The following is a 25,060-nucleotide window of genomic DNA, read 5'->3' on the forward strand; positions in this document are numbered from 1 at the left end:
TGGGCCAACCAATCCATCAGGCGCAGCAGATAGGTAGACGTGGTGCCGACGATGTCCGCGCGACCCTCCAGCGTTGCCGCCGCGGCGGTCAAGGCCATGGACACATCGGGCTCGCGTGCACCCAGGATCTTGGCTGACTCGCCCGTCAGTTGGCTCAGACGCCGCAGGCCGAGACCGGCCTCGTAGCGTTGCTGCTGCCGAGTGGCATCACCATCGTGATAGCGCGCCGGATATGCGATCGCATGGCGAACGATCGCGGCCAACGCGCGCGTGGCCAGTGGCACGCGTGGCGAGGTACGGACCCAGGTGATCAGTGCCGCGGCGATCGGTGCGCCGGTGAGCAGTCCCTGAAGATCGGGTGGCAGCGACGGGTTCGTCGGCGCGTCCAACGCTTGGATCGGCAGATCCGGAACCTGGGCGGCCAGCCGGCCCAGTGCGTGCGCCGTCCAGTCCAGTTCATGAGGCTCCGCCACGTCGCCGCAGAAAAGCTCGGCCAGTGTGCGGGCGCCCAGCAGCGAATCGGCGTGGTCTGGGTTCGAAAGATTTGTAAGTTGGTCTTGCATGAGCCGGTCTTGTGTGGAAACCGGCACCTATTGTGTAGATCAAAACCGCCGCCGTTTCTCGGAATCACGCATGAAATTGGCCGCGAATCCGGAAAACATGCTCGCCGCGTGTGTCTACAAGGTCGGCTCGAGCTGCCCGCCGCGCCCCGCAGAAAAACCTCCCTGCCGCGTCGACTGGCAGGGACTGGCGACGCGTAACTCCTCGTCGTGTCTACAAATCGATTGACGCCGATTTACGCCGGACGGGGGTCAGTTCGCCCTAGTGTCTCGGGGGTCCACCCCCCCGGGCGACACGCATTCGGACGCGACCACGGCACCATTGCGCCGCACGCTGACAACGATCCGAGGGCGTGTTTAAGTGACCGGGTCAACAGGGGACCAACATGAAGTTCATCCATGCTCTAGCCGTATCACTCGCGTTGCTTGGTTCGCCGGTCGCGTCCGAGGCGAAGCGACCCGCACCGTTAACCGAGGAGGAGCGCACGGTCGTCCAGGTGTACGAAGCGCCCGGCTTCACGAAGGATCAACTGTTTGTCGCCTCGCGCATGTGGATCGCGCAGAACTTCAAGTCGGCCAAGGCCGTCATCGAGTACGAGAGCAAGGACGAAGGCACGATCATCGGGAACGGCAACATGACCTACCCGTGTGGCAGTGGCTTCTCCTGCATGGTCAAGGCGGACTGGCGCGTGCCCTTCACGATGAAGGTCGAGACCAAGGACGGGAAGATTCGGCTGACCTTCACCAACATCCATTTGGCCTGGCCGGCAAGCTACCGCTCCGGCATCTCGTCGCCCGCTGCCGACTTTCCTATCAGGGATCGCGCGGATCTGGAGAAGATCAAACCGGAACTCCTCAAGTTCGGTGCTCAGATCGTGACGAGCGTCGGACAGTCGAAGTCGAACGACAACTGGTGATCAACGATCGCCGCCCCGGCAGCAATCAGCTCGCCCAAAGCAGGATGGAAGGTTTGGGCGAAATTCCTGCCGCGGCAACCCATTGACGGTGCTCAGGAAATCCCGTTTTCGTTAGGCAGGTGGGCGAAATTCGGCATCCTGCCCCTCCTATCGCATGGGGGCGGGGGAAATTTCGCCCATCCAGTGTTGGGATAGCCAATTTCACCAGTAATATCAATACTTTACCAAGACTCGGATTTCGCCCATCGGCGATTAGATCTCGATTCCTGGCCATTTTCGGGTCGTGATTCTCGGATCAATGCTTCGGGGTGCTCCTGAACAGCCAACGGACGCCTCTCTACCACGGCCATGGTATTTATCATGGCCGTGGTATATAACATGGCCACGGTAACCCCTCCTCAAGATCATGGCCCTTTCCCCCTCAAATCGAAGCGACGCAGCCGCCGCCGACCATCTGGCCCGCCTCTTCCGCGGGCATGGCTGGGATGTTGAGTCGGAGCCTGTGAGTGGGCCCTTGAAGCCCGACTTCTTCATCAGCAAAGGACCGCTGCGCTACGTCATGGAGGTCAAATCCGTCGGAGAAGGTCGGCCCGATCGTGTTCTGCCCTTGTTGTCGCAAGCCATTCTCCAAGCACGCCGATACGCAGAATTCAGTGCCAAGCACCCTTTGGCCGTCGTTCAAGTGAACCAGGCCTCCTCATCGCTCATCCGGAAGGTGGAGCAATTCCATCGTGATTACGCTCCGGATGTCGCCATTGGCTTGGTATCGGAGGCAGGGAGCAGCCATTTCATTGGTGGCCCCGATCTGGAAGCGCTGAATGTCGAGGTATCACGCAGCTCCAGCCGGGAAAAGGCAGCCCAACCGCGGAAGGCCTCGGATCTCTTCTCCGACCTCAACCAATGGATGCTCAAGGTGCTGCTGGCGCCCGAACTTCCAGAGAGCCTCCTGAACGCGCCACGCGGCGAGTACCGTTCGGTCTCCGAACTCGCCGAGGCGGCGCAGGTATCGGCGATGAGCGCCTCGCGCTTCGTGCGCCGCCTGCAGGAGGACGGTTTTCTCGAAGACGCCGGGCGCTCGTTCCAACTGGTGCGGCGCCGCGAACTGTTCCGGCGCTGGCAATCGTCGGCCATGCGCTCTTCGCCCGAACTGCGCATGTCCTATCTGATCCCGGGTGCGGGCGCGCGCCAGCTACACAAGGTGGCATCGCGTCTGGATGCGTGCATCGGCTTGTTCGCCGCGGCAGACCTGCTGCACGTGGGGCATGTCAGTGGCGTAGCACCTTATATATATGTCCGGCGCCTGTTGGTGTCGTCCGAAAGCGCACCTGGGCTGGTACCCGCCAAACCGGGGGAGCCGGCACAGGTCATCCTCAAGCAATCGAATGTTCCGAAATCGCTGTTCCGAGGTGCTGTGCGCGTCGACGATGTATGGGTATCCGACGTGCTGCAGATCTGGCTGGATGCTTCTGCCCATCCTTCGCGTGGCGCGGAACAGGCTGACCTCCTCCAACGCAAGGTCCTCGCAGGCGTCCTGGGGGATTTCGAATGAATGATCAGGCCGCCTTCGCAAAGCTGGTGGAGACCCTGTCCCCTTGGACTCAGAAACTCGTATTCGTCGGCGGGTGGGCCCACCGACTGTATCGGCTTCATCCAATGGCCGAGGCCCCTGCCTATCAACCCCTGACCACCCTCGATGCTGATGTCGCGTTTTCGGAGCGCGAGCGCTTTGAGGGCAGCATCAAGGCACGCCTGCAGGAAGCCGGGTTCGAGGAACAACTCACCGGCAACCATCAGCCTCCCGTCTCCCAGTACACCCTGGGAGAAGACGACCCGAGTGGCTTCTATGCCGAATTCCTCACGCCGCTGATCGGGCGCGAAACCACCCGGGAAGGCAAGCGGCTTGCCACACTGCAGAATGGGGGAGTCACGGCGCAGCGACTGCGATACCTGGAACTTCTCCTGAAATCACCATGGACGGTGACGCTGACGCCCGAATGGGGTGCCATGACGCCGTTGGATTTGCGGATTCCAAATCCCGTGGGCTTCATCGTGCAAAAGCTACTGATCCACGAGGACCGCGCTCGCGATAAGAAGGCACAAGACCTCCTGTACATCCATGACACGCTAGAACTGTTTGCATCAGAACTGGATGGCCTGACTGCACTTTGGCGGCACGAGGTTCAACCATTTATGGATGACAAGTGGGTGAGGCGCGCCCTGCAAGCGAAGGATAATTTGTTCGGGACGCTCAATGACCGGATCCGCGACGCGGCGGCGATTCCCCAAGACCGCGATCTCGACCCCGAGCGGATGCGAGCCATGTGCGCTGCAGTGCTCAGTGAAATGCTGGAATAGACACGATCAAGCCGTTGCATCGTTCAAGCTCACCAAGTCCGTGATCTGCTGAAACTCAGCCAGATAGTCGGGCTGGTTCGCTTTCAACCAACGCACGATGGCCGGCTTGTTGAGAATCTTGGCAAGAAAGCTCTTCGCGACAGTGAGATGAAGGTTGTCGATCCCATAAGTCTCCTCGACGAATAGAGTTCGACTCTGCACAGCCGCCAGTTCCCGTTCCAGCTTCGCAATCTGCTCGCGCGACACATCCGGCACCCGGCCAGTTTTCTTCGGCTCAATCAGCTGGTCATCCGCTGTCGCAAGCAACAATGCGCGTGCGAATGGCGTGGAATAGTTGTGCTGCCCGGCCATGATCTCCGCCGCTTCAATCTGCCTGAGCGGACGCATCCGCTTCAGCAGTTCGAACACGACCATCGGGCATGGCTTGTCCGACAGGATCGAGACCACCTCCGGGCAGATCCCATCAAGCAGTCGAAACCGACGACGAATTGACCCAACCTCAAGATTGAGCGCCTCGGCGATGCGGTCTTCGGATACGCCACGTTCCACCGCACGCACGACCATCTTGTGCTCCTGTACGGCAGACAGGCGACTGATGCGCTTGTTATAGGTGTAGGCCTCGTCATCCGTCGAGATCAGGCATTCGACATCTTCGACGCCCAATTCCTTCAGCACCTCCAACCGCAACATGCCGTCCAAAAGAAAGAAAACACCCGGCTCCTTCGGGTTTCGTGCCACAACCGGAAGCTCCACAAGTCCGATCGCCCGGATCGATGCCGCGATCTGCTGGTATTTCTGGCTTTGGCGAGTCATGGGCCGCATCGCCTTCAGCGGCAGGATTGCTTCCAGCGGAATGATCCTTGTCTCCGGCTCGAAGCCCACGAGCGGCCCAGGGGATTGACCATCGGCGCTCATTGGACTGTCCTCCGCACCATCCGCTCTTCCAGTGCCTTTGGCAGGCTATCGATCCCTTCGGCGCGCATCAGCTCAACAAAAGGCTTGACTGCCAAAAGCTCTCTCAATGCCTCGACCACGAACAGCAAGCGGCCTTGCGTGAACTCGGCCTTTCTCGCCAGGAGCTGCTGCTTCTTTACTTCCTTTTCGTACACGCGCTGCATGTCCGCCGCCGACAGTTTCCGGCTAGCTCGCTTCCCCTCGAATGCCTTTCGTTCGCCCTTGCCGCGAGCCGATCGCTGTTCAAGCAATCGTCTGAGCACTGTCAGCTTCTTGCCCTTGAGCTTCCCTTGGGTATAGGCATCCGCCAGTGCGGTTTGAATGCCCGCATCATCACTTCGCGCAATGATGACCGCCAGACTGACGGGGATCAGACCCGTCTCCACCGCGGCGAGCAAGCGTTCTTCGCCGCGCTCAAAAAGACGCAGCACCATCGTGACCCACGCTTCACTGATCCCGAGCTTGTCCGCGATGCACTGATCGTCATATCCCCGCTTGCCCAGGGACACGATCTCGTTCATCAGTTCAATCGGAGTGTGCTGGCGCCGCGCAATGTTCTCGACCAGGCTCATTACGAGGCACCGCTCCTGCGCGGCATCGACGACGAATGCGGGGATTTCCTTGTGGCCGAGCTGTTGGAATGCCTCCAGTCGCCCCTGCCCGCACACCAGGTCATACTTAGCGGGAAGTCCACCACCGTTACGGCGACTCACCGTAATTGGTCGCTTGAGCCCGATCTTCCCGATGTTTTCGATGATTTCCCGGTGCGTCCTGGCGTTCCTTGTTCGAGGATTCAGCACCTGGATCTGGTCAACTGGAATCATTTCGATGGGGCGCATGGGGCCTCCTTCTCAGGCTGCGAACTTCAGCTGGATCCTTTCAGCGAGGTCGTACAGGGGCGCGAGGTCATCGAACCGGTAGGTGTCCAGGCTGACCTCGTTGTTGTCCTCGGATAACCGCTGAGACTGCAGCGGAAGATCGACGCGAGGAAAGATGTAGTAATCAAAAACGTCCTTGTTGTTCGCGCACATGCGAACAACCACGTTCACATCAGGCAGCAGGCTGGTGTCAAACCTGAGATGCCACCGGTAGCTCCCGCTAGGGAGCTGCCTGCAGCGCGCCAGGACAACGGAAACCGTGAACTCATCGTTGACGTGGATCAGGCCTGCTGGGTTCGTTGTCGTTGCGCCACCTGCCGCCAGCAGACCATCCACGACTTCCGAGACAACTTCTGGCAATAGGGTGCGCAACTGCTGATTGATTTCCAAATACCGGAAATCCCTTTCAGGCTGAAAGCCGATCAAGGAATAGGCGCGAACAAGACCGCCAAATCGAGAACGGTAGGCACTGCTTGATGGCATCCCTTCCTGCTCATCGATGAGAAGCCCCGACAAAGCACCCGTCCGGTCATAAAGGCCTTTCAGCAGCTCCAGCATGGTCTGCTCATCAAAGCGATGGGACCGCTCTGCAATCAGTTGTTGCGCGGCATTGAACAGTTCTGCCGAGACGATTCCCTCGAATGCGCCGTCATGCCGCACCCACATCTCTGGTGCGTTCTTGACGCGCTTCTGCTTGAGCTTGAAAGACGTGCGGTTGTAGACATTGTTCCCAACATACTTCTCGTTCGTCAGGAGCTGATGGACGGTCCCGCGGGTCCAGGCACGGCCAAGATCCGTTCGAACGCCACGCGCATTGAGGCGATCGGCGATCTCACGCTCGGCCAGGCGCCGCTGGACGAACTGTTCGTACACCTCTCTGACCACGATCGTTTCGTGATCAGGCCCAGGCATGAGGACTACCCGGTCCGTCTGTAGGCTTTTGCGCTCACCCTGCTGTAATTGGCCCTTTGGCGAACGACTCTCGTCTAGCAGGAGGCGGCGAAGCCCGAAACCCGGCGAGCCGCCTTGACGATAGCCCAGCTCGATTAGCCGGCATTGCCCCATGAAGACCTTATTGGAGAGCTCCCGACTGTATTCGCCCGCCATCGCGCGTTTCACGCTTTTCATGATGACGGACATCGGGCTGCCATCGTTTTCAAACGGCTCTGCGCAATAGACCACCCGGATGCCTGCACGCCGGCAGACGTATTCGTAATAGGCGCTTTCGTCTGCGTCCTGGAAGCGGCCCCAGCGACTGATGTCGTAGACCAGAATGGCCTGGTAAGCCGGACGTGAGGTTTGCACGTCCTGGATCAATTGCTTAAGCGCATCCCGACCATCCAGACTCAGCCCACTCTTGCCCTCGTCCGCATAAGTCCGAACGATCTCGAAACCATGTTGGGCGGCATACTTTTGAATCGCCTCGCGCTGGTTCTCCGTGGAGTAGCGCTGATGGTCGGTGGACATGCGCACGTATTGCGCCGCCGGGACCAAGAGATCCCCGCCGAGTCGAACCGTCTCTGCGCGTCGACCAGACATTGCTGTGCTTGGGGGTAGCCCCAGCAGCGAAGGAGATTCCAATGCTCTACCCGTTTGTTGGAAAAAGTCAAGCATTTCCAACAAATTAGCAAGATGGCTACCGAGTGCTCATTGTTACGCTCGACGAGTTGACTTGCGCGGGGTCGCAAATGATTTCAGAAGTTGTAAGACCGCATCTTGTTGACCACCTTTCAGCTCTCGAAATAGACCGAGAACTTGGACTTCACTTGGAGTGAGTTGGCTTGGCAGCTCGTCATCGATCAAGCTCCAGGGATGGCAGCCCAATGCTTTGCCAAGTGCCTCAAGCCAATCGACCGTGAGTCGACGCTTGCCTGTTTCCAGATTGCTGATTTGCTGATTGCTCGTACCTGCGAGTGACGCAAGCTGATCCAGCGAGAGGCCTTTCGCCTCTCGAAATGCCCTGATTCGGTTGTCCACGCCTAGCGATCCCCCTTCGCAAGCTCGAGTGCCCGCCCCCGCTGCGCATCCTCACTTGAGGCTTACGCTCGCGCAATGGGCTATTCAGCCAGTGTCGCTAACCCCTGAAGAAGGGGAACTGCTTATCGCTCGCCGCATGACTTCTATTCGAGAAAGTCGAATATAGGAAAACCGTATTTAGCGTTGCGCTCGCCCAAAGGCGAGCGCGATGCCCAAGACCCTGTACCGCCCCGAAAACACCATCCTGCGTACCCAATTGCGGCGCGCCCGGGAGGCGTCGGGACTCACCCAAGTCGATCTGTCCAGTGCAATCGGCAAATCCCAGACCTTCGTCAGCGACGTGGAGCGGGGCGTACGCCGTTTGGACACCGTCGAGCTCTGGGAAATCTGCCGGGCGATGGGGCTGGATCTGACCGCATTTGTTTCCGAGTTCCAGGCGGCCATTGAATCGTCTCGCTCGTCCAAACCCAAGAAAGCGAAATCGACCGGCCTCCCGAGGCGCAGGAAGTAATTTTCGCTGCGGGTACCATGTGGATTCTCGGCAGTGCCCCGCGCACGGGTGCGCCAAACCGTCCATCACGGCCCATGGCGTCCAGCGAAGTGATTTGGGGGTACGCATGGGGGTATCCGCCCTAGTTGAGAGATATCACTCTCAATAAAATCAAATGGATAGGCAGCACATGAAAATCGCCAGCTGGAACGTCAATTCACTCAATGTGCGCCTGCCGCATCTGACGATGTGGCTCGGCGAAGCGCAGCCCGACATCGTCGCGCTGCAGGAAACGAAGATGGAGGATTCCAAGTTTCCGCGCGAAGCGATCGAGACCGCGGGCTACCGCGTCGCGTTCTCGGGGCAGAAGACCTACAACGGCGTGGCGATCCTCGCGCGCGAAGAGCCGCGCGACATCGTCACCGACATCCCGGGTCTGGACGATCCGCAGCGCCGCATCCTCGTCGCGAGCGTGGGCGATCTGCGTATCGCCGACCTCTACGTCGTCAACGGCCAGGATGTCGGCACCGACAAATACACCTACAAGCTGGACTGGCTGGCCAAGGTGCGCGCGTTTCTTGCAGAAGAAATCAGGCGCTACCCGAACCTCGTCGTGCTCGGCGATTTCAACATCACGCCGGACGATCGCGACATCTACGATCCGATCGCGTGGAAGGAGCAGATCCTCTGCTCGACCCCCGAGCGCGACGCGCTCAAGGCGATCATCGATCTCGGTCTGCACGACACGTTCCGCCTGTTCAACGACGAGGCCGGGCACTACTCGTGGTGGGACTATCGCCAGGCCGGCTTCCGCCGCAACCTCGGCATGCGCATCGACCTCGTGCTTGCGAGCGAGGCGCTGCGCGCGCGCTGCCGCGCGGCGAATATCGACCGCGTGCCGCGCACCTGGGAGCGGCCGTCCGATCACACGCCGGTGCTGCTGGAACTTGATTGAGAAAATCGTTCGCGCCTTCGCGTGAAACGACTGATTCCGGCCAGCAAACGGAACCGCGAATCGCGGGTGTAGAATTTCCCGATGACGGATTTTTCGCACGATGACGATTGGCCCGCCGAACTCGACGACCACGAGCTCGAGGAACTCGACCAGTTCCTGCGCGCGCACGCGGGCGAGGATCACCTGCTGCTCGACGGTGTGCACGGCTTGCTCACCGCGATCGGCATCGGTCCGGACAAGGTGTCGCCCGACGAGTGGCTGCCCGAGGTCCTGCACGAGCCGTTTGCCGACGAGGATGAGGGCCGACGCGTGCTCGAACTGCTCGCGCGCCTGTCGGAAAGCGTCGGGGCCGAGGTCGAGGCCGACAACTACGAACCCATTCTCGGCGAGATCGAGCTCGACGACGGCGACACGGCCTTGTCGGCGCTCGGGTGGTGCGAGGGGTTTTCGCGCGGCGTCGACTTGCGTGCACGCCTGTGGGAATCGCGTCTCGGCATCGATTCGCACCTGACCGAGCTGCTCGGCCCGATCATGGCGCTCGCGGTCGAGGAAGGGGTGTTCGCCACCGACGCGGATTTCGCGCCGCTCTCCGAACAGGAATACGACGACTGCCTGGCGCAGCTGCCGGCCGCGGTCGGCGCGGTCGCGCATTACTGGGTCGATGCGCCGCTGGCGCCGGAAGAACTCTCCGGTTCGCCGCAGCGCGCTTCGGCCGGGAGCGAACCACGGCGCAAGCGCCTGGGTCGCTGGCTGCACTGAGGACACGCGCGCATTTCGCGGGATGCACGTCGCGGTCGCGCAGGGGTGACTTTCGCAACAGGACGCGAGCGGCAATAGCTGGTACAACGTCGCGACCGAGCTCGTTCCCGTTTCGTCCAGGAGAATTCCGATGCGTCGTCTGCTTCTGGCCAGCGCCTGTGCGCTCGCCTGTGTTTCGCTTGGCAGCACCGCTGCCGTTTCCGCCAAGGACGCCGCGCCGACGGCAAAAACCGCCGTAGCGGCGCGCCCGGCGCCGGACTGGGTCAAGCGCAGCAACGAGCTCGCCCAGCCACTGCTCAAGGCGCAGGCGGAATTCGCACCGGAGTTCGCCTCGTTCTTCGGCTTGCCCGGCTACGACGATCGCGTTGCCGATCTCGGTCCGAACAACGGCGAGCGCCAGCGCGCGGCCTTGCGTGGCGCCAAGGACACGCTGCAGAAGGATCTGCAGACCGAAGAGAACCCGTTCGTCCGTCAGGACATCGACATCATGCTGCACGCCGCCGATCAGCAGATCGAAGGCAGCGAGCTCAACGAAAAACTGCTGCTGCCGTTCACCGACGTCGGCCAGCTCGTGTTCCAGGGTGAGCAGGCGCTGTTGCAGGATCAGACCGATCCGGCGCGGCGCGCGAAAGCGCTCGCGCGCCTGCAGAACTATGTCGGCCTCCACGCAGGTACGACGCCGATCGCGACTCTCGCGCGCCAGCGCTACGAGGAACGGTTGAAGAATCCCGCACTGCTCAAGCCGACCAAGCTTGAAGTCGAACAGGCGCTGCGCAACGCCGACACCTATGCCGCCGGCATCCGCAAGTTGTTCGGCAAGTACAAGATCGAAGGCGGCGACGCCGCGCTCGCGGCAATGGACCGGCAACTGCGCGACTACACCGAATGGATGAAGAAGGACGTGCTGCCGAATGCGCGCAGCGACACGCGCCTGCCGCCGGAGTTGTACGCTTTCCAGCTCAAGCAGGTCGGCATCGACATCGCGCCCGAGGTACTGATCCAGCGCGCGCAACTCGAATTCATGGAGACGCGCAACGCGATGCAGCAGCTCGCGCCGCTGGTTGCCAAGGCGAAAGGCATCCAGGCGACCGACTATCGCGAGGTGATCCGCGCGTTGAAGAAGAAGCAGCTCGACAAGAGCTCGATCGAAGGCTTCTACCGCAATACGGTCATGCCCGAGCTCGAAAAGCAGATCGCCGCGAACAAGGTGGTCGACCTGCCGCAGCGGCCGATGGTCATGCGCCTCGCCTCGGAGGCCGAGTCCGCCGCACAGCCGGCGCCGCATTTCCTGCCCGCACCGCTGATCGGCAACACCGGCCAGCAGGGGCAGTTCGTGCTGCCGCTCGGCAATCCCGCGTCGGCCGGCAAGGACGGCAAGAGCGCCGCCTACGACGACTTCACCTACGAAGCCGGCGCCTGGACGCTGGCCGCGCACGAAGGCCGCCCCGGCCACGAATTGCAGTTCACCGCGATGGTCGAGCGCGGCATCTCGCTCGCGCGCACGCTGTTCGCGTTCAACAGCGTCAACGTCGAAGGCTGGGCACTGTACGCGGAAGCCGAGATGGTGCCGTACGAGCCGCTCGAGGGTCAGCTCATTGCACTGCAACTGCGCCTGCTGCGCGCCGCGCGCGCGATGCTCGATCCGATGCTCAACCTCGGCCTCATCGACCGCGAGCGTGCGGGCCAGGTGTTGACCGAAGATGTCGTCCTGTCCGAGCCGATGGCGCGCCAGGAACTCGACCGCTACACGTTCAATGCGCCGGGTCAGGCGGGCAGCTATTTCTACGGCTACAGCCGCATCATGCAACTGCGCATGGAAACCGAACTCGCGCTCGGCAAGCAGTTCGACCGCCGCGCCTACAACAACTTCCTGCTCGACCAGGGCCTGCTGCCGCCGGACCAGCTCGCCAAGGCCGTGCGTGAGCGCTTCATTCCGGCGCAGCGCAAGGCCAAGTGATGCACCGGCGCGGGGCCGTCAACTTTCGTTGCACGGCCCCGTTTCGCGCAGTTCGATGCTGCACCACTCCGCGGCCGGGCAGTTCGCGGCGATAGCGAGCGCCTCGTCGCGATTCACGTTCTTGAGATGGTAGAAGCCGCCGACGATCTCCTTGGCTTCGGCGAACGGGCCGTCGACCACGTTGGTCTTGCCGTTGCGCTTTTCGATGCGCGTGCCGCGGGCAACGCTCTTCAGTGACTGTGCGGCCTCGAGCACGCCGCGTTCCTTGAGGCTGCCGGCGTAGGCGACCATGCGATCCCATTCCATCGCCGCCTGCTCGGGCGGGCGGCCGGCACGGCGATCGGCGCGTTCCATGATCAGCATCAGGTAGCTCATATTCGTCTCCGGGAATGGAATGGCTCGATCGAACGATCGCATCAGTGGATTCGGGTTGCGGACCGGCTGCATTGCTCCGCGCGTTCGCGCATCAGGCGCTGCTCGCGCGCATTGCGTGTCAGCTCCGAGGCGCGCTCGAATTCCGCGCACGCCTCGTCGAAACGGCCGAGTTTTTCGAGCAGATCGCCGCGCACGGCCGGCAGAAATTGATAGTTGCGCAACGCGGGTTCCGCGACCAGCCGATCGACCAGGTCGAGGCCCGCCTGCGGCCCGAATGCCATCGCGATCGCGACCGCGCCGTTGAGCTCGACGATCGGCGACGGTGCGATCTGCGCCAGTTCGGCATAGAGCGCGGCGATGCGCGCCCAATCGGTTTCTTCGGCGCGGCGCGCACGCGCATGGCAGGCCGCGATCGCCGCCTGCAACTGGTAGGTGCTGCGGTCCTGGCCGAGTTTTTCCGCGCGCGCCAGCGCCTTGAGGCCGCGTTCGACCAACAGCCAGTCCCAGTGTGCGCGGTTCTGTTCGAGCAGCAGAATCGGCGTGCCGTCCTTATCGCTGCGCGCGTGCAGGCGCGAGGCCTGGATTTCCATCAACGCCACGAGGCCGTGCACCTCGGCGTCGTGCGGCGCGAGTTCGGCGAGGATGCGGCCCAGGCGCAGCGCTTCCTCGCACAACGCCGGACGCATCCAGTCCTCGCCCGCGGTCGCCGCGTAGCCTTCGTTGAAGACGAGATAGATGACGTCGAGCACCGAGGCGAGACGCGAGGCGCGGTCCTCGCCGCGCGGCAGTTCGAACGCCACGTTTGCTTCCGCCAGCGTGCGCTTCGCGCGCACGATGCGCTGCGCGATCGTTGGCTCGGGCACGAGGAAGGCACGCGCGATCTCCTCGGTGGTCAGGCCGCCGAGCAGGCGCAGGGTCAGCGCGACCTGCGCCTCACGCGACAGCGCGGGATGGCAGGCGGTGAACATCAGGCGCAGCAAGTCGTCGCCGATGTCGTCGTCGAGTGCGGCGATGTGATCCTCGGCGCGCGCTTGCTGCTGCTCGTCGAGCTCGCGTGCGATCTGCGCGTGCTTCTCCTCGGCAAGCTTGCCGTGGCGCAGACGGTCGATCGCACGATTTTTTGCCGTGGCCATCAGCCATGCCCCGGGGTTGTCGGGAATACCCTTGTCGGGCCATTGCTCGAGCGCGGTGACCAGCGCGTCCTGGGCCAGCTCCTCGGCAAGACTGATGTCGCCGCCGAGCATGCGCGCGAGCACGGCGACGACCTTCGCCGACTCCATGCGCCAGAGCACATCGATCGTGCGCCGCGTACGTGCCTGATTGTCCGTCGCCGTCATGGCGACGGATCAGAACATCATCGCGCCGATTGAGCAAGAGCCGGAGGTTGCCGATCCTGCGCGCGCGTCAGTGCGCGCCTTCGCCGCAGTCTTCGGGGCCGTCGACGATCGCGTAGGTGATGCACTCGCCGTCGCCCGCGACATCCATGAACCGCTTCGCGCCTTCGATCGCGGCTTCGCGCGAATCGTATTGCAGCATCGCGAAGCCGCCGACGATCTCCTTCGCTTCGGCGTACGGTCCGTCGATCACCTGCGAACTGCCGTTCGCGCGGCGCACGACCGCGCCATGGCTCCTGAGCGGCAGGAATCCGCCGCCGCCGAGGAATTCGCCACGCGCAAGCGCTTCGCCGATGAAACCGTCCATGCGCGCTTTCTCCTCCGCGTTGGGCGGGCGCGCAGGATTGGTGTTTGCGTCGGGAATGTAGATGCTGAAATATTTCATGGTGTCCTCCGTTGTTGATCAGTGTTTCTTGGCTTGCTGCTCGATCTGCGCGCGCAGGCGCTCTTCCTGCTCGCGCAGATCGGGGGTGAATTCGGCGCCGAAATCCTCGGCCTCGAAGATCTGGCGGATCTCGATTTCGGATTCGATGCCGTCGAACGGATTCGGGCAGCGCTTGACCCACTCGATCGCTTCCTCGAGCGATTTCACCTGCCAGACCCAGAAGCCGGCGATCAGCTCCTTGGTCTCGGCGAACGGGCCGTCGAGGACGCTGCGCTGCGCATCCTTGAAGTGTACGCGCGCGCCTTTGGAGCTCGGATGCAAGCCTTCGCCGGCAAGCATGACGCCGGCCTTGACCAGCTCTTCGTTGAAGCGGCCCATGTCGGCCAGAAGTTTCTCGCTGGGCATGCAGCCCGCTTCGGATTGTTGGGTCGCGCGGACCAGGACGGCGAATTTCATGGACATTTTCCTTCGATCGGCAATGGCGGGGCGTAGTGTCTGAGCTCGCTTCTTGCCGAAACAACGGACGGACGCAGGCAAAATCGACACGCCTGCGAAAAATTTTTGCGGCGAGCGGCGCCGACGCGACGTCAAAAACCGCTGTCGGCGATTTTTACCGCGGCACGGCGGGTAAAATGCCGCCAAAACCCGGCCTCTGCCGGAGCCGGCCCGTCGCGATGTTGTTGACCTTACGCCTGATCTTTTTCGGCCTGTTTGCCTTCTTCGTGCTCTGCGTGCTGCTCGTGCACCTGCGCGGTCGCGTGCGCTTGCGCTTCGACCGCCAGCTCGCCGACCACTCGGCCCTGTTTGCCCCGTACAACCTGCTGATGTACGCGTTCTCGCGCGTGCCGGCGCGGCCGATTCTCGATCGCGGCGGCTTTCCGCATCTGAATCCGCTGCGCGAGCATTGGCAGACGATCCGCGGCGAAGCATCCGCCCTGTTCGACGAAGGCCATATCCGCGCGGCCGAACAGCGCAACGACCTCTCGTTCGACAGCTTCTTCAAGCAGGGCTGGAAGCGCTTCTATCTCAAGTGGTACGGCGAGCCGCTCGCGAGCGCGCAGGCGCTGTGCCCGCAGACGGTGGCGCTGCTGCGTTCCATCCCCGAGGTCAAGGCGGCGATGTTCGCGCTGCTGCCGCCGGACAGCCGGCTCACTCCGCATCGCGACCCCTTCGCCGGTTCGCTGCGCTACCACCTCGGTCTGATCACGCCGAACTCGCGCGACTGCCGCATCTTCGTCGACGGCGACGAGTACGCGTGGAGCGACGGCGGCGACATCGTCTTCGACGAAACCTTCGTGCACTGGGCCGAGAACAAGACCGACGTCACCCGCGTGATCCTGTTCGCCGACGTCGAGCGCCCGCTGCGCACGCCGTGGATGCGCGCGATCAACCGCCGCGTCGGCGCGTTCATGGGTGCGATCACGGCCTCTCCCAATGACACGGCCTCCGAGAAAACCGGTGTCGTCAATCGGCTGTACGCGCGCATGCGCGGCGGCAACCAGCGCGGCGTGACGTTCCGCAGGCGCCATCCGCGCCTGTACCGCATCATCAAATATCCGGCGATCCTGACCGCACTGTGGCTGCTGTTCGCGGCGCCATGGCCGTTGCTTTGAGCGTTTGGACTACGGCGCCGGCGTCGAAGCACGTTTCACCTTCGCATCGAAGTAGTCGGCGATCAGGTGATAGACGTGCTTCTTCATCGCCGGCGTCGACAGGCCGTGCTTGCCGCCGGGGTAGGTCATCAGTTCGAATTGCACGCCGCGATCCTGCAGCGCGGCCATCAGCGCGGTCGAGTTGGCGAACAGCACGTTGTCGTCGGCCATGCCGTGCACGAGCAGCAGCGGTGACTTCATGCCGTCGAGCCAGTGCAGCGTGCCTGACAGCCTGTAGCCCTCGGCATTGTTCTGCGGCGTGCCGAGATAGCGCTCGGTGTAGAACGTGTCGTACAAGGTCCAGTCGGTGACCGGCGCAACGGCGACGCCGGCGGCGATTTCGCTTGACGCCTTGGCCAGCATCATCGTCGTCAGGTAGCCGCCGTAGCTCCAGCCGAACACGCCGATGCGCGCGGGATCGACGAAGGATTGCGACTTGAGCCAGCGGATGCCGGCGACCTGGTCTTCGACTTCGACCTTGCCGAGCTGCTTGTCGATCGCGTCGGAGAACGCTCGGCTGCGTCGCGCCATGCCGCGGTTATCGAGCGTGAATACGACGTAGCCGTGCTGTGCCATGTATTCGCAGAAGTAGTCGATCCAGCCGCGCGCGGCCATCTGCGAATGCGGGCCGCCGTAGTAGAAGTCGAACACCGGGTATTTCTTCGACGGATCGAAGCCGCGCGGCTTGTACACTCGGTAGTAAAGATCCTGGCCGTCATTCGCCTTGATCGTGCCGAACTCGGGCACGACATGCGCGTCGCGATACGGCCAGTAGGGATGCTTCGCGTCGAGTTCGTTGCGCTCGATCCAGGCGACGAGACCGCCGTCGATCGCCTTGCGCAGACTCACCTGCGGCGGCGTCGACGGATCGGCGAAGGTGTCGATGTAGTACTCGGCATTCCTGGTGAATTCGGCATGATGCTGGCCGTCGCCCCGGCTGATCCGACGCGGCGCATTCGCCGTCGTGCCGTCGAGTTTGAGCGCGTAGACCTGACGGTCGGGCACGAAGTCGCGGTTCGAGTCGACGTAGGCCAGGCCGAGCCTCTCGTCGATGCCGAGCAGGCCGTCGATGTTCCATGTGCCCGTGCTGATCGCGTGTTTGAGCGTGCCGTCGAGGCCGTAGAGATACAGATGCTTCCAGCCGCTGCGCTCGCTCGCCCAGACAAAAGCATCCTGCGACTTGAGGAAGCGCAAGTCGTCGTTGAGGTTAACCCAGGTGTTCGCTTCCTCGCTGAGCAACGTGCGCTGCCGCAGCGTATTCACCTCGACCAGGTTCAATTCGAGCCGCTGCTGGCTGCGCTGCATCAGCTGATAGCTCAGACGCCTGCCGTCGGGCAGCCAGTCGACGCGCGCGAGATAAACGTCGGGGTTGTTGCCAAGGTCGACGAAGCGCGCCTCGCCACCGGCCGGCGACACCAGGCCGAGTTTCACCTCCACGTTGTTCTTGCCCGCGGCTGGATAGCGTTGCTCGATCGTGTCGATGCGTTCGGCATAGACCTCGGTGCGCTTGACCACGGGCACCCGGACTTCGTCGTAGCGCTCGAAGGCGAGCGCGGAATCGTCCGGCGCCCACCAGTAGCCGTTGAAGCGCGCCATTTCTTCCTGCGCCACAAATTCGGCCTCGCCGTTGTGCACCGTGCCGCCGCCGTCATGCGTGAGCTGGCGCGCCTTGCCGTCGTGCAGGTCGATCGCCCACAGGTTCTGGCCGTGGACGTAGGCGACGTAGCGGCCGAGCGGCGAAATCTTCGGATCGATCGCCTCGCCCAGCGTGTCGAGCAGATGCAGCGCCTTGTCGCGACGGCCGACGAGATCGTAGAGGTATAATTTGTTGCCTAGTGGAAAAAGCAGCTTCTTCCCGTCCGGAGACCATTGGTAGTCGACGATGCCGCGGCGGCCGGCGATGCGTGCACGCTCGCGTCGCGCCTTTTCCGCATCGGACAGCTCAACCGCCGTCGGCTCGATCACGCTCGAATCGACGAGCAGATGCGTCTGGTTCGAATTGACGTTGTATTCCCACAGGTCGTAAGTGTTCTGGTCGTCCTGTTTCGAGCGCAGGAAGGTCACGCGCGTGCCGTCGGGCGAGGCCTTGAGCTTGACCGGCGTCGGCCCCGACAGGCTCTCACCATCGAATATGCGCTCGATCGTCAATTCCTTGGCTTGCGCCGCACTCGCTGCTGCCAACATCGTCAGTCCCAGAATCCAGCGCCGCATCACTATTTCCCCAAAAAGAGCCTCTTGCCGCGGAATGCACGGACAACAAAAAATGTTGCCGCAGTTCTATCCGTGTTTGTCCGCGAAATCCGTGGCCAACAGCTTTACGCCTTGCCGCCGTGCCCGAACAGGATCCTGCGTTCTTCCTCGGTCATCGATGTCGCGTCCGCGCGGAATTCGCCGAGAGCCTGCGCACGCACGGTTGCCGGTCGCGCCGCGATCATCGCGCGCCAGCGCCGTACCTCGGCATATGGCGCCAGGTCGAACGGCGCCTTGTCGTAAGCGTCGATCCACGGCCAGCAGGCCATGTCGGCGATCGTGTACTCTTTTCCACAAATGTACTCGCGGCCGGCGAGACGGCGATCGAGCACGCCGAGCAGGCGGCCGACCTCGCGCGCGTAGCGCTCCCTGGCATATGCGATCGGCTCCGGCGCGTAGACGTGGAAGTGGCCGTACTGACCGGTCATCGGTCCCAGCCCAGCCATCTGCCAGAACAGCCACTGCATGCATTCGACGCGACCGCGAACGTCACGCGGCAGGAACTTTCCAGTCTTCTCGGCGAGATATTGCAGGATCGCACCCGATTCGAACAAGCTGATCGGTGCGCCACCGTCTGCCGGCGCATGGTCGATGATCGCGGGCATGCGCCCGTTCGGCGAAATGACGAGGAAGTCGGGCTTGAGCTGGTCGCCATGGCCGATGTCGACGCGGACGATCTTGTAGTCAAGGCCGGCTTCTTCGAGAAACAGCGGGATCTTGCGTCCGTTCGGTGTGGGCCAGTAGTACAGTTCAATCATGTCGTGCTCCGGGCGGGGAAATTGGAAAGGCCCTTGCTCAATGCTTTGGCCGCGGTACGGGTGAGGCAAGGCGGTTGGCGCGGCGCAACGCAACCAGCACCTTGTCCAGTGGCAAAGCGGCGGCGTCACCGTGAAAGCCATGCACGGCATGTGCGCGGAACAGGGAATTGAGGATGGCTTCCTCGGTCGCCTCGGCCACCGCCTGGAACAGCGGCGTCATGCGCTCGGCGGCAACGCTGCGCGCAGATTGGACCGAGGCGTCAGCCAAGCGCAGATTTTCCTGCGCCGTGGAAAATGCGATGACATAGTCGCCCGAGCCGTTCGACATGACCGAACCCGTGCGGGCCAGGCCGACCAGGGCGCGGCGCGCAAGCCGCTGCAAGGCACTCGCGTCGAGCGGTGCATCGGTGGCAACGACGATCATGATGCTGCCGTCGCCCTTGGCCGGCGCCGCGCTGGCGCCGCGCGCGTATTCCGCGGGGTCGGGCAGTTCCTTCCATACCGGCACGCCGGCAATGGTCAACTGGCCGCCGAAATTGCTCTGCACGAGCACGCCGACGGTGTAACCGCCGTCGGTCGCCTCCAGACGCCGCGAACTGGTGCCGATGCCGCCCTTCCAGCCGAAGGCAACCGTGCCGGCGCCAGCGCCGACATCGCCTTCCTCGATCACCGCGTACGACAGCCGCGTCAGTGCCTGCTCGACCAACGCCGGCGTCAACGGCCGTGCGCGAATATCGCTCAGATGACCGTCGTTGGTTTCGCCGACGACGGGATTGATCGAACGGACATCTTCCATGCCCGGCTGACGCAGCAGCCAGTCAACCGCCGCGTCGGCGACTTTCCACACACCGAGCGTACCGGTCAGCAGGATCGGGGTTTCCAGCTCACCGAGTTCCTGCACCTGGGTCACGCCGAGGAGTTTGCCGAATCCGTTGCCGACGACGATGGCCGCCGGCACGCGCTGCCGGAACAGATTGCCCGCATGCGGCACGATCGCGGTGACGCCGGTGTGGAAACGCGTTCCCTCGATCAGACTGGCATGACCCACGCCGACACCGGCTACATCGGTAATCGCGTTGCGCGGTCCGGGAGACAATGTGCCGACGACGATGCCCGCTTCGCGCGCGCGCGGACGCGCGTCGCCGGCGACAGCGATGCCAAGCAGGCCGAACAAGCCGAGGCAAGCCACCACTGGCCCGAGGACCCGGTTGCAACGTCTTTCATTGTTCGTCGCGAAGCTTTTGCCGCGTATCTGTGTCACGTTGTTTCCTCACTTCGGCAATACGGGAAGGGTAGCTGTCGATGGAAGGTCGCGAACGGCGTACTTCCTTGCCATGATCGAAGTTTCTCAAACGCTCTCCACACAAATGGGGCGGCTGCAGAAGCACATTTACAACGCCGGCTCGCCGGGCTCAACGTGCGGTAGTCAATGCCTTCAACGCTTCCGGATTCTGCATGTTCCGCAGCAGGGTTTCCACGGCCGCCGGCGTCGCAGAAGGTACACGCGATGTCTCGGCCAAGTTACGGATGATTTCACCTTGCCGCGTCATGGCAACCGCGCCGTAGCTGCAAACGTTGTCAGCGCGCCCTCATGCCCAGGGTTCTGGCTCCACGCATTGAACTCCTCCGGCGACTTGCAGAGTTTCTCGCCAAACGCGACCGACGTGTTGCGGAAGCTGTGCGGATTGAAATAGGGCGGGCTCCTCGCCGCGAATGCTTGCTTGAAGAGTTCGCGGGTCGGCGTGGCCTTGCTTCAATGCGCGCGGTCGAAGCCGGAAGCCACGAAGCCGTTGCCAACACCCGCCAACACCTTCGTCATTTCAGATCGGCGAAAGCGGCTTGGGGCATCGAGCAGTCGCAGCTTGGCGTTGCCATGCTCGAAGCCGGCACTATCACGACCGCGGGTGGTGCAGCCGGCGACGACACCTGCCCACGCGCCTCGCTGCACATGGGTGCGAGCAGCGCGCCGGCCACACCCGTGGCGTTGGTGAGATCGGGCGGTGCGTTCTTGTCGATTTCATCCCAACGCGCTTCGTGTAGTTCAAACTTGCGCACCATGCAGAGAATCAACAGGTGCGGCGCCAACTTGTGTTGCCGCTTCATGGACGATTGGCACGTACCGCGCAGCAGCTTGCCGATTTCCTGCGGCGTCAGCGCTACATCGCGGCTGCGCGCGGTGGCGATGTACCTTGCTTCCACGGCCGCAGCGGGATTGAATTGCACCTTGCCGCGCGCGATGGCGTAGGCGAACAAGCATTTCATCGCGTTGCGCGTTTGCAGCGCCATCTGGTCGGCACCGCGCGCTTTGATCTTGTCCGTGATTTTCGACACCTCGTCGATGGACACGTCGACCGGAAGCCTGGCGCCAATGGCCTGCAGAGCGTCCTTGTCGAGCACGCGACGCGTATTGTGCGGCCTGCTGCTCGCCTTGCTCTCGACTTCGGTGTAGCAGATTTCGACGAAGGCCCGCACCGTGTTGGCTTGCTTCGCTGCCCCGGCTTCCTTGCCCGCCTGCTTTGTCGCCGCCCGGGACTTTCCATGCGCCACCTGCTCACGGCTCTCCTCGCGCCGGCGGCGGGCTTCGGCAATCGAGAATGCAGGGCAATCATCCAGCGCGGCCATTTCATTCTCGCCGCCTCTGCCGTCCGGTCTGTATTGCATCCGTCAGACCTTCTTGCCGCTCGGGTGCACGACGACGAACAAGCCGCCGCCGTCGACGACCTGATGCGTCTTAGCTTTTTGGACCGCAACGGATCCCATCGGAGCATAAATGCAGCATTTCTGCGTTTTCTGGCCGACTATCGGAACCTGGCGGATCGCATTGGAAGCGAAACTACTTTCCGATGCAGAACGTCGAGAAGATCGCGCCGAGCAGATCATCGCTCGAATACTCGCCGGTAATTTCGCCGAGCTCGTGCTGCGCGCGGCGCAGCTCCTCGGCGGCGAGTTCGCCGGCGCGTGCGACGGTCAAGTGCATGTTGGCGCGTTGCAGATGTTCGGCGACGTGTGTCAGTGCGTCGACATGACGGCGACGTGCGCTGAACGCACCGTGCGCGCCCTCGCCGCGACCGGCCAGTTGCGCCAGTTCGACACGCAGCAGATCGAGGCCCGCGCCGGTATGTGCCGACAACCCAATGTGGGCCGTGCCATCGGCGCCTGCCTTACGCTCGGGCAGTCCACCGTACAGGTCGATCTTGTTGCGTACGATCACGCGTGTGGCGGCTCGATTGCATTCGCCAAGCAGTTCGCGATCCGCGTCGACATGCGTATCGTCGGTGACGAGAACCGCGACGTCGGCACGGGCGAGTTCCGCGCGCGCGCGGCGGATGCCCTCGGCTTCGACGATGTCGTGCGCTTCGCGCAGACCGGCGGTATCGACCAGAGTCAGACCGATGCCTTCGAGATCGACGCTTTCGCGCAGCACGTCACGCGTGGTGCCGGCGATCGGTGTCACGATGGCGCGTTCACTCCGCGCGAGCGCGTTGAGCAGGCTCGACTTGCCTGCGTTCGGCCGGCCGACGATGACCACGTGCAAGCCGTCACGCAGCACGACGCCGCGGCGCGCGCCCTGCAGCAAGCTCGCTGTTGCCGCGCGCAACGCAGCGAGTTGTTCGGTCAGTTGCGGCGTCGAAAGGAAATCGATTTCCTCCTCGGGAAAATCGAGCGCTGCCTCGAGCCAAGCACGCAGACGCACGAGCGCTGCGAACAACTCCTGCACCGCGCGCGAGAAGTCGCCTTCGAGACTGCGCATCGCCGCGCGCGCGGCCGATTCCGATCCGCTCGCGATCAGGTCCGCGACCGCTTCGGCCTGGGCCAGATCGAGCTTGCCGTTGAGGTAGGCGCGTTCGGAAAACTCACCTGGCCGCGCGGGACGTGCGCCAAGCGCGAACGTGCGGCGCAGGATCAGGTCGAGCACGACCGGACTGCCGTGCGCCTGCAGTTCGACCACGTCCTCGCCGGTGTAGGAATTCGGTGCGGCGAAGTAGATGGCGAGGCCGCGATCGAGCACCTCGCCGTCGGCATCACCGAAGGCGGAAAAGTGTACCTTGCGTGGCGTCAGTTTCTTTCCGGTCAGCGCTTCGCCGATCGCTGCGCTCGCAGGCCCCGATACGCGCACGACGCCGATCCCACCCGCACCGGCCGCTGTTGCAATCGCCGCTATCGTGTCGTCGTTGGGCATTTCAGCCAGAAACTCTTTTCGCCCTTTGCTCTACGTCTTGGCAGGCGCCGCCATCGCGCCTACGCGCTTGGTGATGACCCACTGCTGCAGCAGCGACAGCCAGCCGTTCATGGTCCAGTACAGGGTCAGACCGGCCGGCGCGAACGCGAACATGACCGCGAAGATCAGCGGCATGAACTTCATCATGCGTTGCTGCATCGGGTCCATGCCGGGCGAGGCCGGCGACAGCCATTGCGTGGCGAGCATGGCGACGCCGTTGAGGATAGGCAGGATGAACAGCGGATCCGGTGCCGACAGGTTCTGGATCCAGCCGAAGAACGGCGCCTGGCGCAGCTCGACGCTCTCCTGCAGCACCCAAAGCAGGGCAAAGAAGATCGGCATCTGGATCAGGATCGGCAGGCAGCCGCCGAGTGGGTTGATTTTTTCCTTTTTATACAACTCCATCATCGCCGCGTTGAGCTTCTGCTTGTCGTCGCCGTAGCGCTCCTTGAGCGCCTCCATGCGCGGCTGGAACTGTTTCATCTTCGCCATCGAGCGGTACTGCGCCTCAGAGGGCTTGTACAACGCGAGCTTGAGCAGCAGCACGAGCAGGATGATCGCGACACCCCAGTTGCCGCTGAATTTGTGCAATTGGAGCAGGACCCAATGCATCGGCTGGGCGATGAAAGTGAGGATGCCGTAGTCGGCAGTCAATTCGAGGCCCGGGGCGATGTTGGCGAGATCGCTCTGCAGCTTCGGACCGACGTAGAGGCGCGAAGCGAAGGTACCGCTCGCGTTCGGTGCGATCGTTTGCGTCGGCGACATCGCATAGATCAGATAGCGTCCGTCGGCCGTGCCGGTCGAATACTGGTCGGTTTCGCCCGCAGCCGGAATGAAGGCGGCGAAGAAGTAGTGCTGGAGCATGGCGATCCAGCCGCCGGCGACGTCGGTTTTGCTCAGTGTCGACTCGGCGAATTTGGCGAACGCGAGCTTGTTGAACTTGCCCTGCGCATACCAGGCAGCGCCGACGAAAGCGTAGGCTTCGGAGTTGTACATCGAGAACAGGCCGCCGCTGTGCGCCGGCGGCGCAGTGCGCTGCAACTGCCGGTATTCGTTGCCGGTCCACGGCGCAGCACTGGCGTTGGTCACTTCCTCGTGCGTCTCGATCAGATAGCTGCCGCGGGTGAAGACGACGACCTTGCGCACACTGATGCCCGAGGCATCGGTCCAGGTCAGCGGCACCTCGATCTTGTCGCTGCCCGCAGCAAGCTCATAGCTCGTCTTCTCGACGTGGAACGACGCCTTGTGGTTCGGCGCGGCGCCGCCGTTGCTGACCAAGCCGGTCTGCGCGACGAAAAAGTGCTCGGCGGAATCATCGAGCAGACGCACCGGCTTGGTCTTGTCCTTGGGATCGATCGGGTAGGCGAGCAGGTCCGCGCGCACGACGCTGCCGCCGAGGGTGCTGATCTCGACGCGCAGCAAGTCGGTCGACACGGTAATCGTCTGCGCGGCAGGGTCCTTGCCTGCATCTGCAGCGCCGGGTGCAGACTGCGGGTTCGGCGCGCTAGCCGCTGACGGCACATCCCGGACTGAGCCGGTCGTCGCGGGAGCCGCGTTGGCGGCGGCGGCCGGAGTCGAAGCCTGGGGTTTCGGTCCGTAGTCCTGCTCCCAGGCGGAGTAGATCATGTAGCCGACGGCGATGAGGGCGAGCAGCAGGAACGAACGGGTGCTGGACATGGATGACTCTGGCAAGGGGGAACGCGCGTTGAAGCGGTGGGGGCGCGAGCGCGGGAGTTCAAGAAACTCGGGATCGAGCGCGGTCGCGCATTGTGCCGGGAGCCTCGGCAGGGTTCAACAATTGTGCCGCTGCCGCGGGTTCCACACCCGACGCCGTTGCGTTTCCGATCTGCGCGATCAACTTGCGCCAGAGCTGTTCGAGTTCCGCGCGCAGCGCAACGTTGTCGACTTGCGCGGCCGAGCCGCGCGCGATCACCAGCACGTCACAGAGCGGCAGGTGTGGGCGATGCAGACGAAAACTTTCGCGGATCTGCCGGCGGATGCGGTTGCGCACCACGGCCAACTTCGACACGCGGCGCGACACAGCCATGCCGAGGCGCGGGCTCGCGCCGGCATTCGGCCGGTATTCGCATTGAAGGTGCTTGAGGGAGAGGCGCTTGCCGGAATGGCGCAACGCGCTGAAATCGGCGGGCCGCAGCAGACGTGCGGCGCGCGGATAGGCAAGATCGGGCGATGAGTCACTCATCGCGAAAGACGGAATCGGGTTC

The 25,060-nt window shown here is 63.0% G+C and carries 25 protein-coding genes; 9 read left to right on the top strand and 16 right to left on the bottom strand.

Features of this window, described 5'->3' with window-relative positions; all coding sequences use genetic code 11:
* On the bottom strand, nt 1–563 hold a 563-nt coding region (locus AC16HO_RS05105; RefSeq protein ID WP_484335320.1), incomplete at its 3' end, for a hypothetical protein.
* A 70-nt stretch (nt 564–633) separates the two neighbouring features.
* Between AC16HO_RS05105 and AC16HO_RS05110 the strand changes: the two genes are divergently transcribed.
* From AC16HO_RS05110 to AC16HO_RS05125, 4 genes are all read left to right on the top strand, one after another.
* On the top strand, nt 634–789 hold the full coding sequence (locus tag AC16HO_RS05110; RefSeq protein ID WP_484335321.1) for a hypothetical protein: 156 nt from the start codon (nt 634–636) through the stop codon (nt 787–789).
* 157 nt (nt 790–946) lie between these two features.
* Complete coding sequence (locus AC16HO_RS05115) at nt 947–1,477, top strand: DUF4468 domain-containing protein (protein WP_484335322.1); 531 nt, start codon at nt 947–949, stop codon at nt 1,475–1,477.
* A gap of 514 nt (nt 1,478–1,991) precedes the next feature.
* A complete protein-coding gene (locus AC16HO_RS05120) occupies nt 1,992–3,026 on the top strand; it encodes a hypothetical protein (protein WP_484335323.1) in 1,035 nt (344 codons plus the stop codon).
* Entirely contained in the window at nt 3,023–3,832 is an 810-nt protein-coding gene (locus AC16HO_RS05125) for a GSU2403 family nucleotidyltransferase fold protein (RefSeq protein WP_484335324.1), read from the top strand. Before AC16HO_RS05120 ends, AC16HO_RS05125 begins: the two co-directional genes overlap by 4 nt.
* Nucleotides 3,833–3,838: 6 nt before the next feature.
* On the opposite strand, the gene AC16HO_RS05130 is transcribed toward AC16HO_RS05125, so the two are convergent.
* From AC16HO_RS05130 to AC16HO_RS05145, 4 genes are read right to left on the bottom strand one after another with little or no spacing between them, the layout of a single operon-like run.
* Nucleotides 3,839–4,747, bottom strand: coding sequence for a plasmid partitioning protein RepB C-terminal domain-containing protein (locus AC16HO_RS05130; protein WP_484335325.1), 909 nt, complete (start codon nt 4,745–4,747; stop codon nt 3,839–3,841).
* On the bottom strand, nt 4,744–5,625 hold the full coding sequence (locus tag AC16HO_RS05135; RefSeq protein ID WP_484335326.1) for a plasmid partitioning protein RepB C-terminal domain-containing protein: 882 nt from the start codon (nt 5,623–5,625) through the stop codon (nt 4,744–4,746). The genes AC16HO_RS05130 and AC16HO_RS05135 overlap by 4 nt, the downstream gene beginning before the upstream one ends.
* 12 nt (nt 5,626–5,637) lie before the next feature.
* On the bottom strand, nt 5,638–7,278 hold the full coding sequence (locus AC16HO_RS05140; protein ID WP_484335327.1) for a recombinase family protein: 1,641 nt from the start codon (nt 7,276–7,278) through the stop codon (nt 5,638–5,640).
* A 39-nt stretch (nt 7,279–7,317) separates the two neighbouring features.
* Nucleotides 7,318–7,641: a helix-turn-helix domain-containing protein gene (locus AC16HO_RS05145; RefSeq protein ID WP_484335328.1), complete on the bottom strand. Its 324-nt coding sequence runs from the start codon at nt 7,639–7,641 to the stop codon at nt 7,318–7,320.
* Nucleotides 7,642–7,849: 208 nt separating this feature from the next.
* On the opposite strand from AC16HO_RS05145, the gene AC16HO_RS05150 reads away from it, so the two are divergent.
* The 4 genes from AC16HO_RS05150 to AC16HO_RS05165 all read left to right on the top strand — a co-directional run bounded on the left by AC16HO_RS05150 (nt 7,850) and on the right by AC16HO_RS05165 (nt 11,802).
* Complete coding sequence (locus AC16HO_RS05150) at nt 7,850–8,152, top strand: helix-turn-helix domain-containing protein (protein WP_448479869.1); 303 nt, start codon at nt 7,850–7,852, stop codon at nt 8,150–8,152.
* 169 nt (nt 8,153–8,321) lie between these two features.
* A complete protein-coding gene (xth, locus tag AC16HO_RS05155; RefSeq protein WP_395643380.1) occupies nt 8,322–9,086 on the top strand; it encodes an exodeoxyribonuclease III in 765 nt (254 codons plus the stop codon).
* Nucleotides 9,087–9,167: 81 nt separating this feature from the next.
* Nucleotides 9,168–9,845, top strand: coding sequence for a YecA/YgfB family protein (locus tag AC16HO_RS05160; RefSeq protein WP_395643379.1), 678 nt, complete (start codon nt 9,168–9,170; stop codon nt 9,843–9,845).
* A gap of 130 nt (nt 9,846–9,975) precedes the next feature.
* Nucleotides 9,976–11,802, top strand: coding sequence for a DUF885 domain-containing protein (locus AC16HO_RS05165; protein ID WP_395643378.1), 1,827 nt, complete (start codon nt 9,976–9,978; stop codon nt 11,800–11,802).
* An 18-nt stretch (nt 11,803–11,820) separates the two neighbouring features.
* Here AC16HO_RS05165 and AC16HO_RS05170 read toward each other — a convergent pair whose 3' ends face one another.
* The 4 genes from AC16HO_RS05170 to AC16HO_RS05185 all read right to left on the bottom strand — a co-directional run bounded on the left by AC16HO_RS05170 (nt 11,821) and on the right by AC16HO_RS05185 (nt 14,412).
* Complete coding sequence (locus AC16HO_RS05170) at nt 11,821–12,177, bottom strand: YciI family protein (protein WP_395643377.1); 357 nt, start codon at nt 12,175–12,177, stop codon at nt 11,821–11,823.
* A 41-nt stretch (nt 12,178–12,218) separates the two neighbouring features.
* Nucleotides 12,219–13,514: an RNA polymerase sigma factor gene (locus tag AC16HO_RS05175; RefSeq protein ID WP_395643376.1), complete on the bottom strand. Its 1,296-nt coding sequence runs from the start codon at nt 13,512–13,514 to the stop codon at nt 12,219–12,221.
* A 67-nt stretch (nt 13,515–13,581) separates the two neighbouring features.
* Entirely contained in the window at nt 13,582–13,956 is a 375-nt protein-coding gene (locus AC16HO_RS05180; RefSeq protein WP_395643375.1) for a YciI family protein, read from the bottom strand.
* Between the two features lie 18 nt (nt 13,957–13,974).
* Complete coding sequence (locus tag AC16HO_RS05185) at nt 13,975–14,412, bottom strand: YciI family protein (protein WP_395643374.1); 438 nt, start codon at nt 14,410–14,412, stop codon at nt 13,975–13,977.
* Between the two features lie 236 nt (nt 14,413–14,648).
* Between AC16HO_RS05185 and AC16HO_RS05190 the strand changes: the two genes are divergently transcribed.
* Nucleotides 14,649–15,569, top strand: a complete 921-nt coding sequence (locus AC16HO_RS05190) for an aspartyl/asparaginyl beta-hydroxylase domain-containing protein (RefSeq protein ID WP_395643434.1) — start codon at nt 14,649–14,651, stop codon at nt 15,567–15,569.
* Between the two features lie 9 nt (nt 15,570–15,578).
* Here the strand turns inward: AC16HO_RS05190 and AC16HO_RS05195 are convergent, their stop codons facing one another.
* The 7 genes from AC16HO_RS05195 to rnpA all read right to left on the bottom strand — a co-directional run.
* Nucleotides 15,579–17,819: a S9 family peptidase gene (locus AC16HO_RS05195; RefSeq protein WP_395643373.1), complete on the bottom strand. Its 2,241-nt coding sequence runs from the start codon at nt 17,817–17,819 to the stop codon at nt 15,579–15,581.
* Nucleotides 17,820–17,923: 104 nt separating this feature from the next.
* Nucleotides 17,924–18,616 (bottom strand): glutathione S-transferase N-terminal domain-containing protein, encoded by a 693-nt coding sequence (locus AC16HO_RS05200; protein ID WP_395643372.1) that lies wholly within the window; start codon nt 18,614–18,616, stop codon nt 17,924–17,926.
* A 37-nt stretch (nt 18,617–18,653) separates the two neighbouring features.
* The gene (locus AC16HO_RS05205) at nt 18,654–19,805 is read right to left on the bottom strand and encodes a DmpA family aminopeptidase (RefSeq protein WP_395643371.1); all 1,152 of its coding nucleotides are present in this window, start codon (nt 19,803–19,805) and stop codon (nt 18,654–18,656) included.
* Between the two features lie 626 nt (nt 19,806–20,431).
* A complete protein-coding gene (locus AC16HO_RS05210; RefSeq protein ID WP_395643370.1) occupies nt 20,432–21,238 on the bottom strand; it encodes a tyrosine-type recombinase/integrase in 807 nt (268 codons plus the stop codon).
* Between the two features lie 211 nt (nt 21,239–21,449).
* Nucleotides 21,450–22,805: a tRNA uridine-5-carboxymethylaminomethyl(34) synthesis GTPase MnmE gene (gene mnmE / locus AC16HO_RS05215; RefSeq protein ID WP_395643433.1), complete on the bottom strand. Its 1,356-nt coding sequence runs from the start codon at nt 22,803–22,805 to the stop codon at nt 21,450–21,452.
* A gap of 21 nt (nt 22,806–22,826) precedes the next feature.
* A complete protein-coding gene (yidC, locus tag AC16HO_RS05220) occupies nt 22,827–24,512 on the bottom strand; it encodes a membrane protein insertase YidC (RefSeq protein WP_395643369.1) in 1,686 nt (561 codons plus the stop codon).
* A 58-nt stretch (nt 24,513–24,570) separates the two neighbouring features.
* The coding region (rnpA, locus tag AC16HO_RS05225; protein ID WP_484335329.1) for a ribonuclease P protein component at nt 24,571–25,060 on the bottom strand (490 nt) is incomplete at its 5' end.

It is taken from the genome of Rudaea sp. (assembly GCF_057139185.1).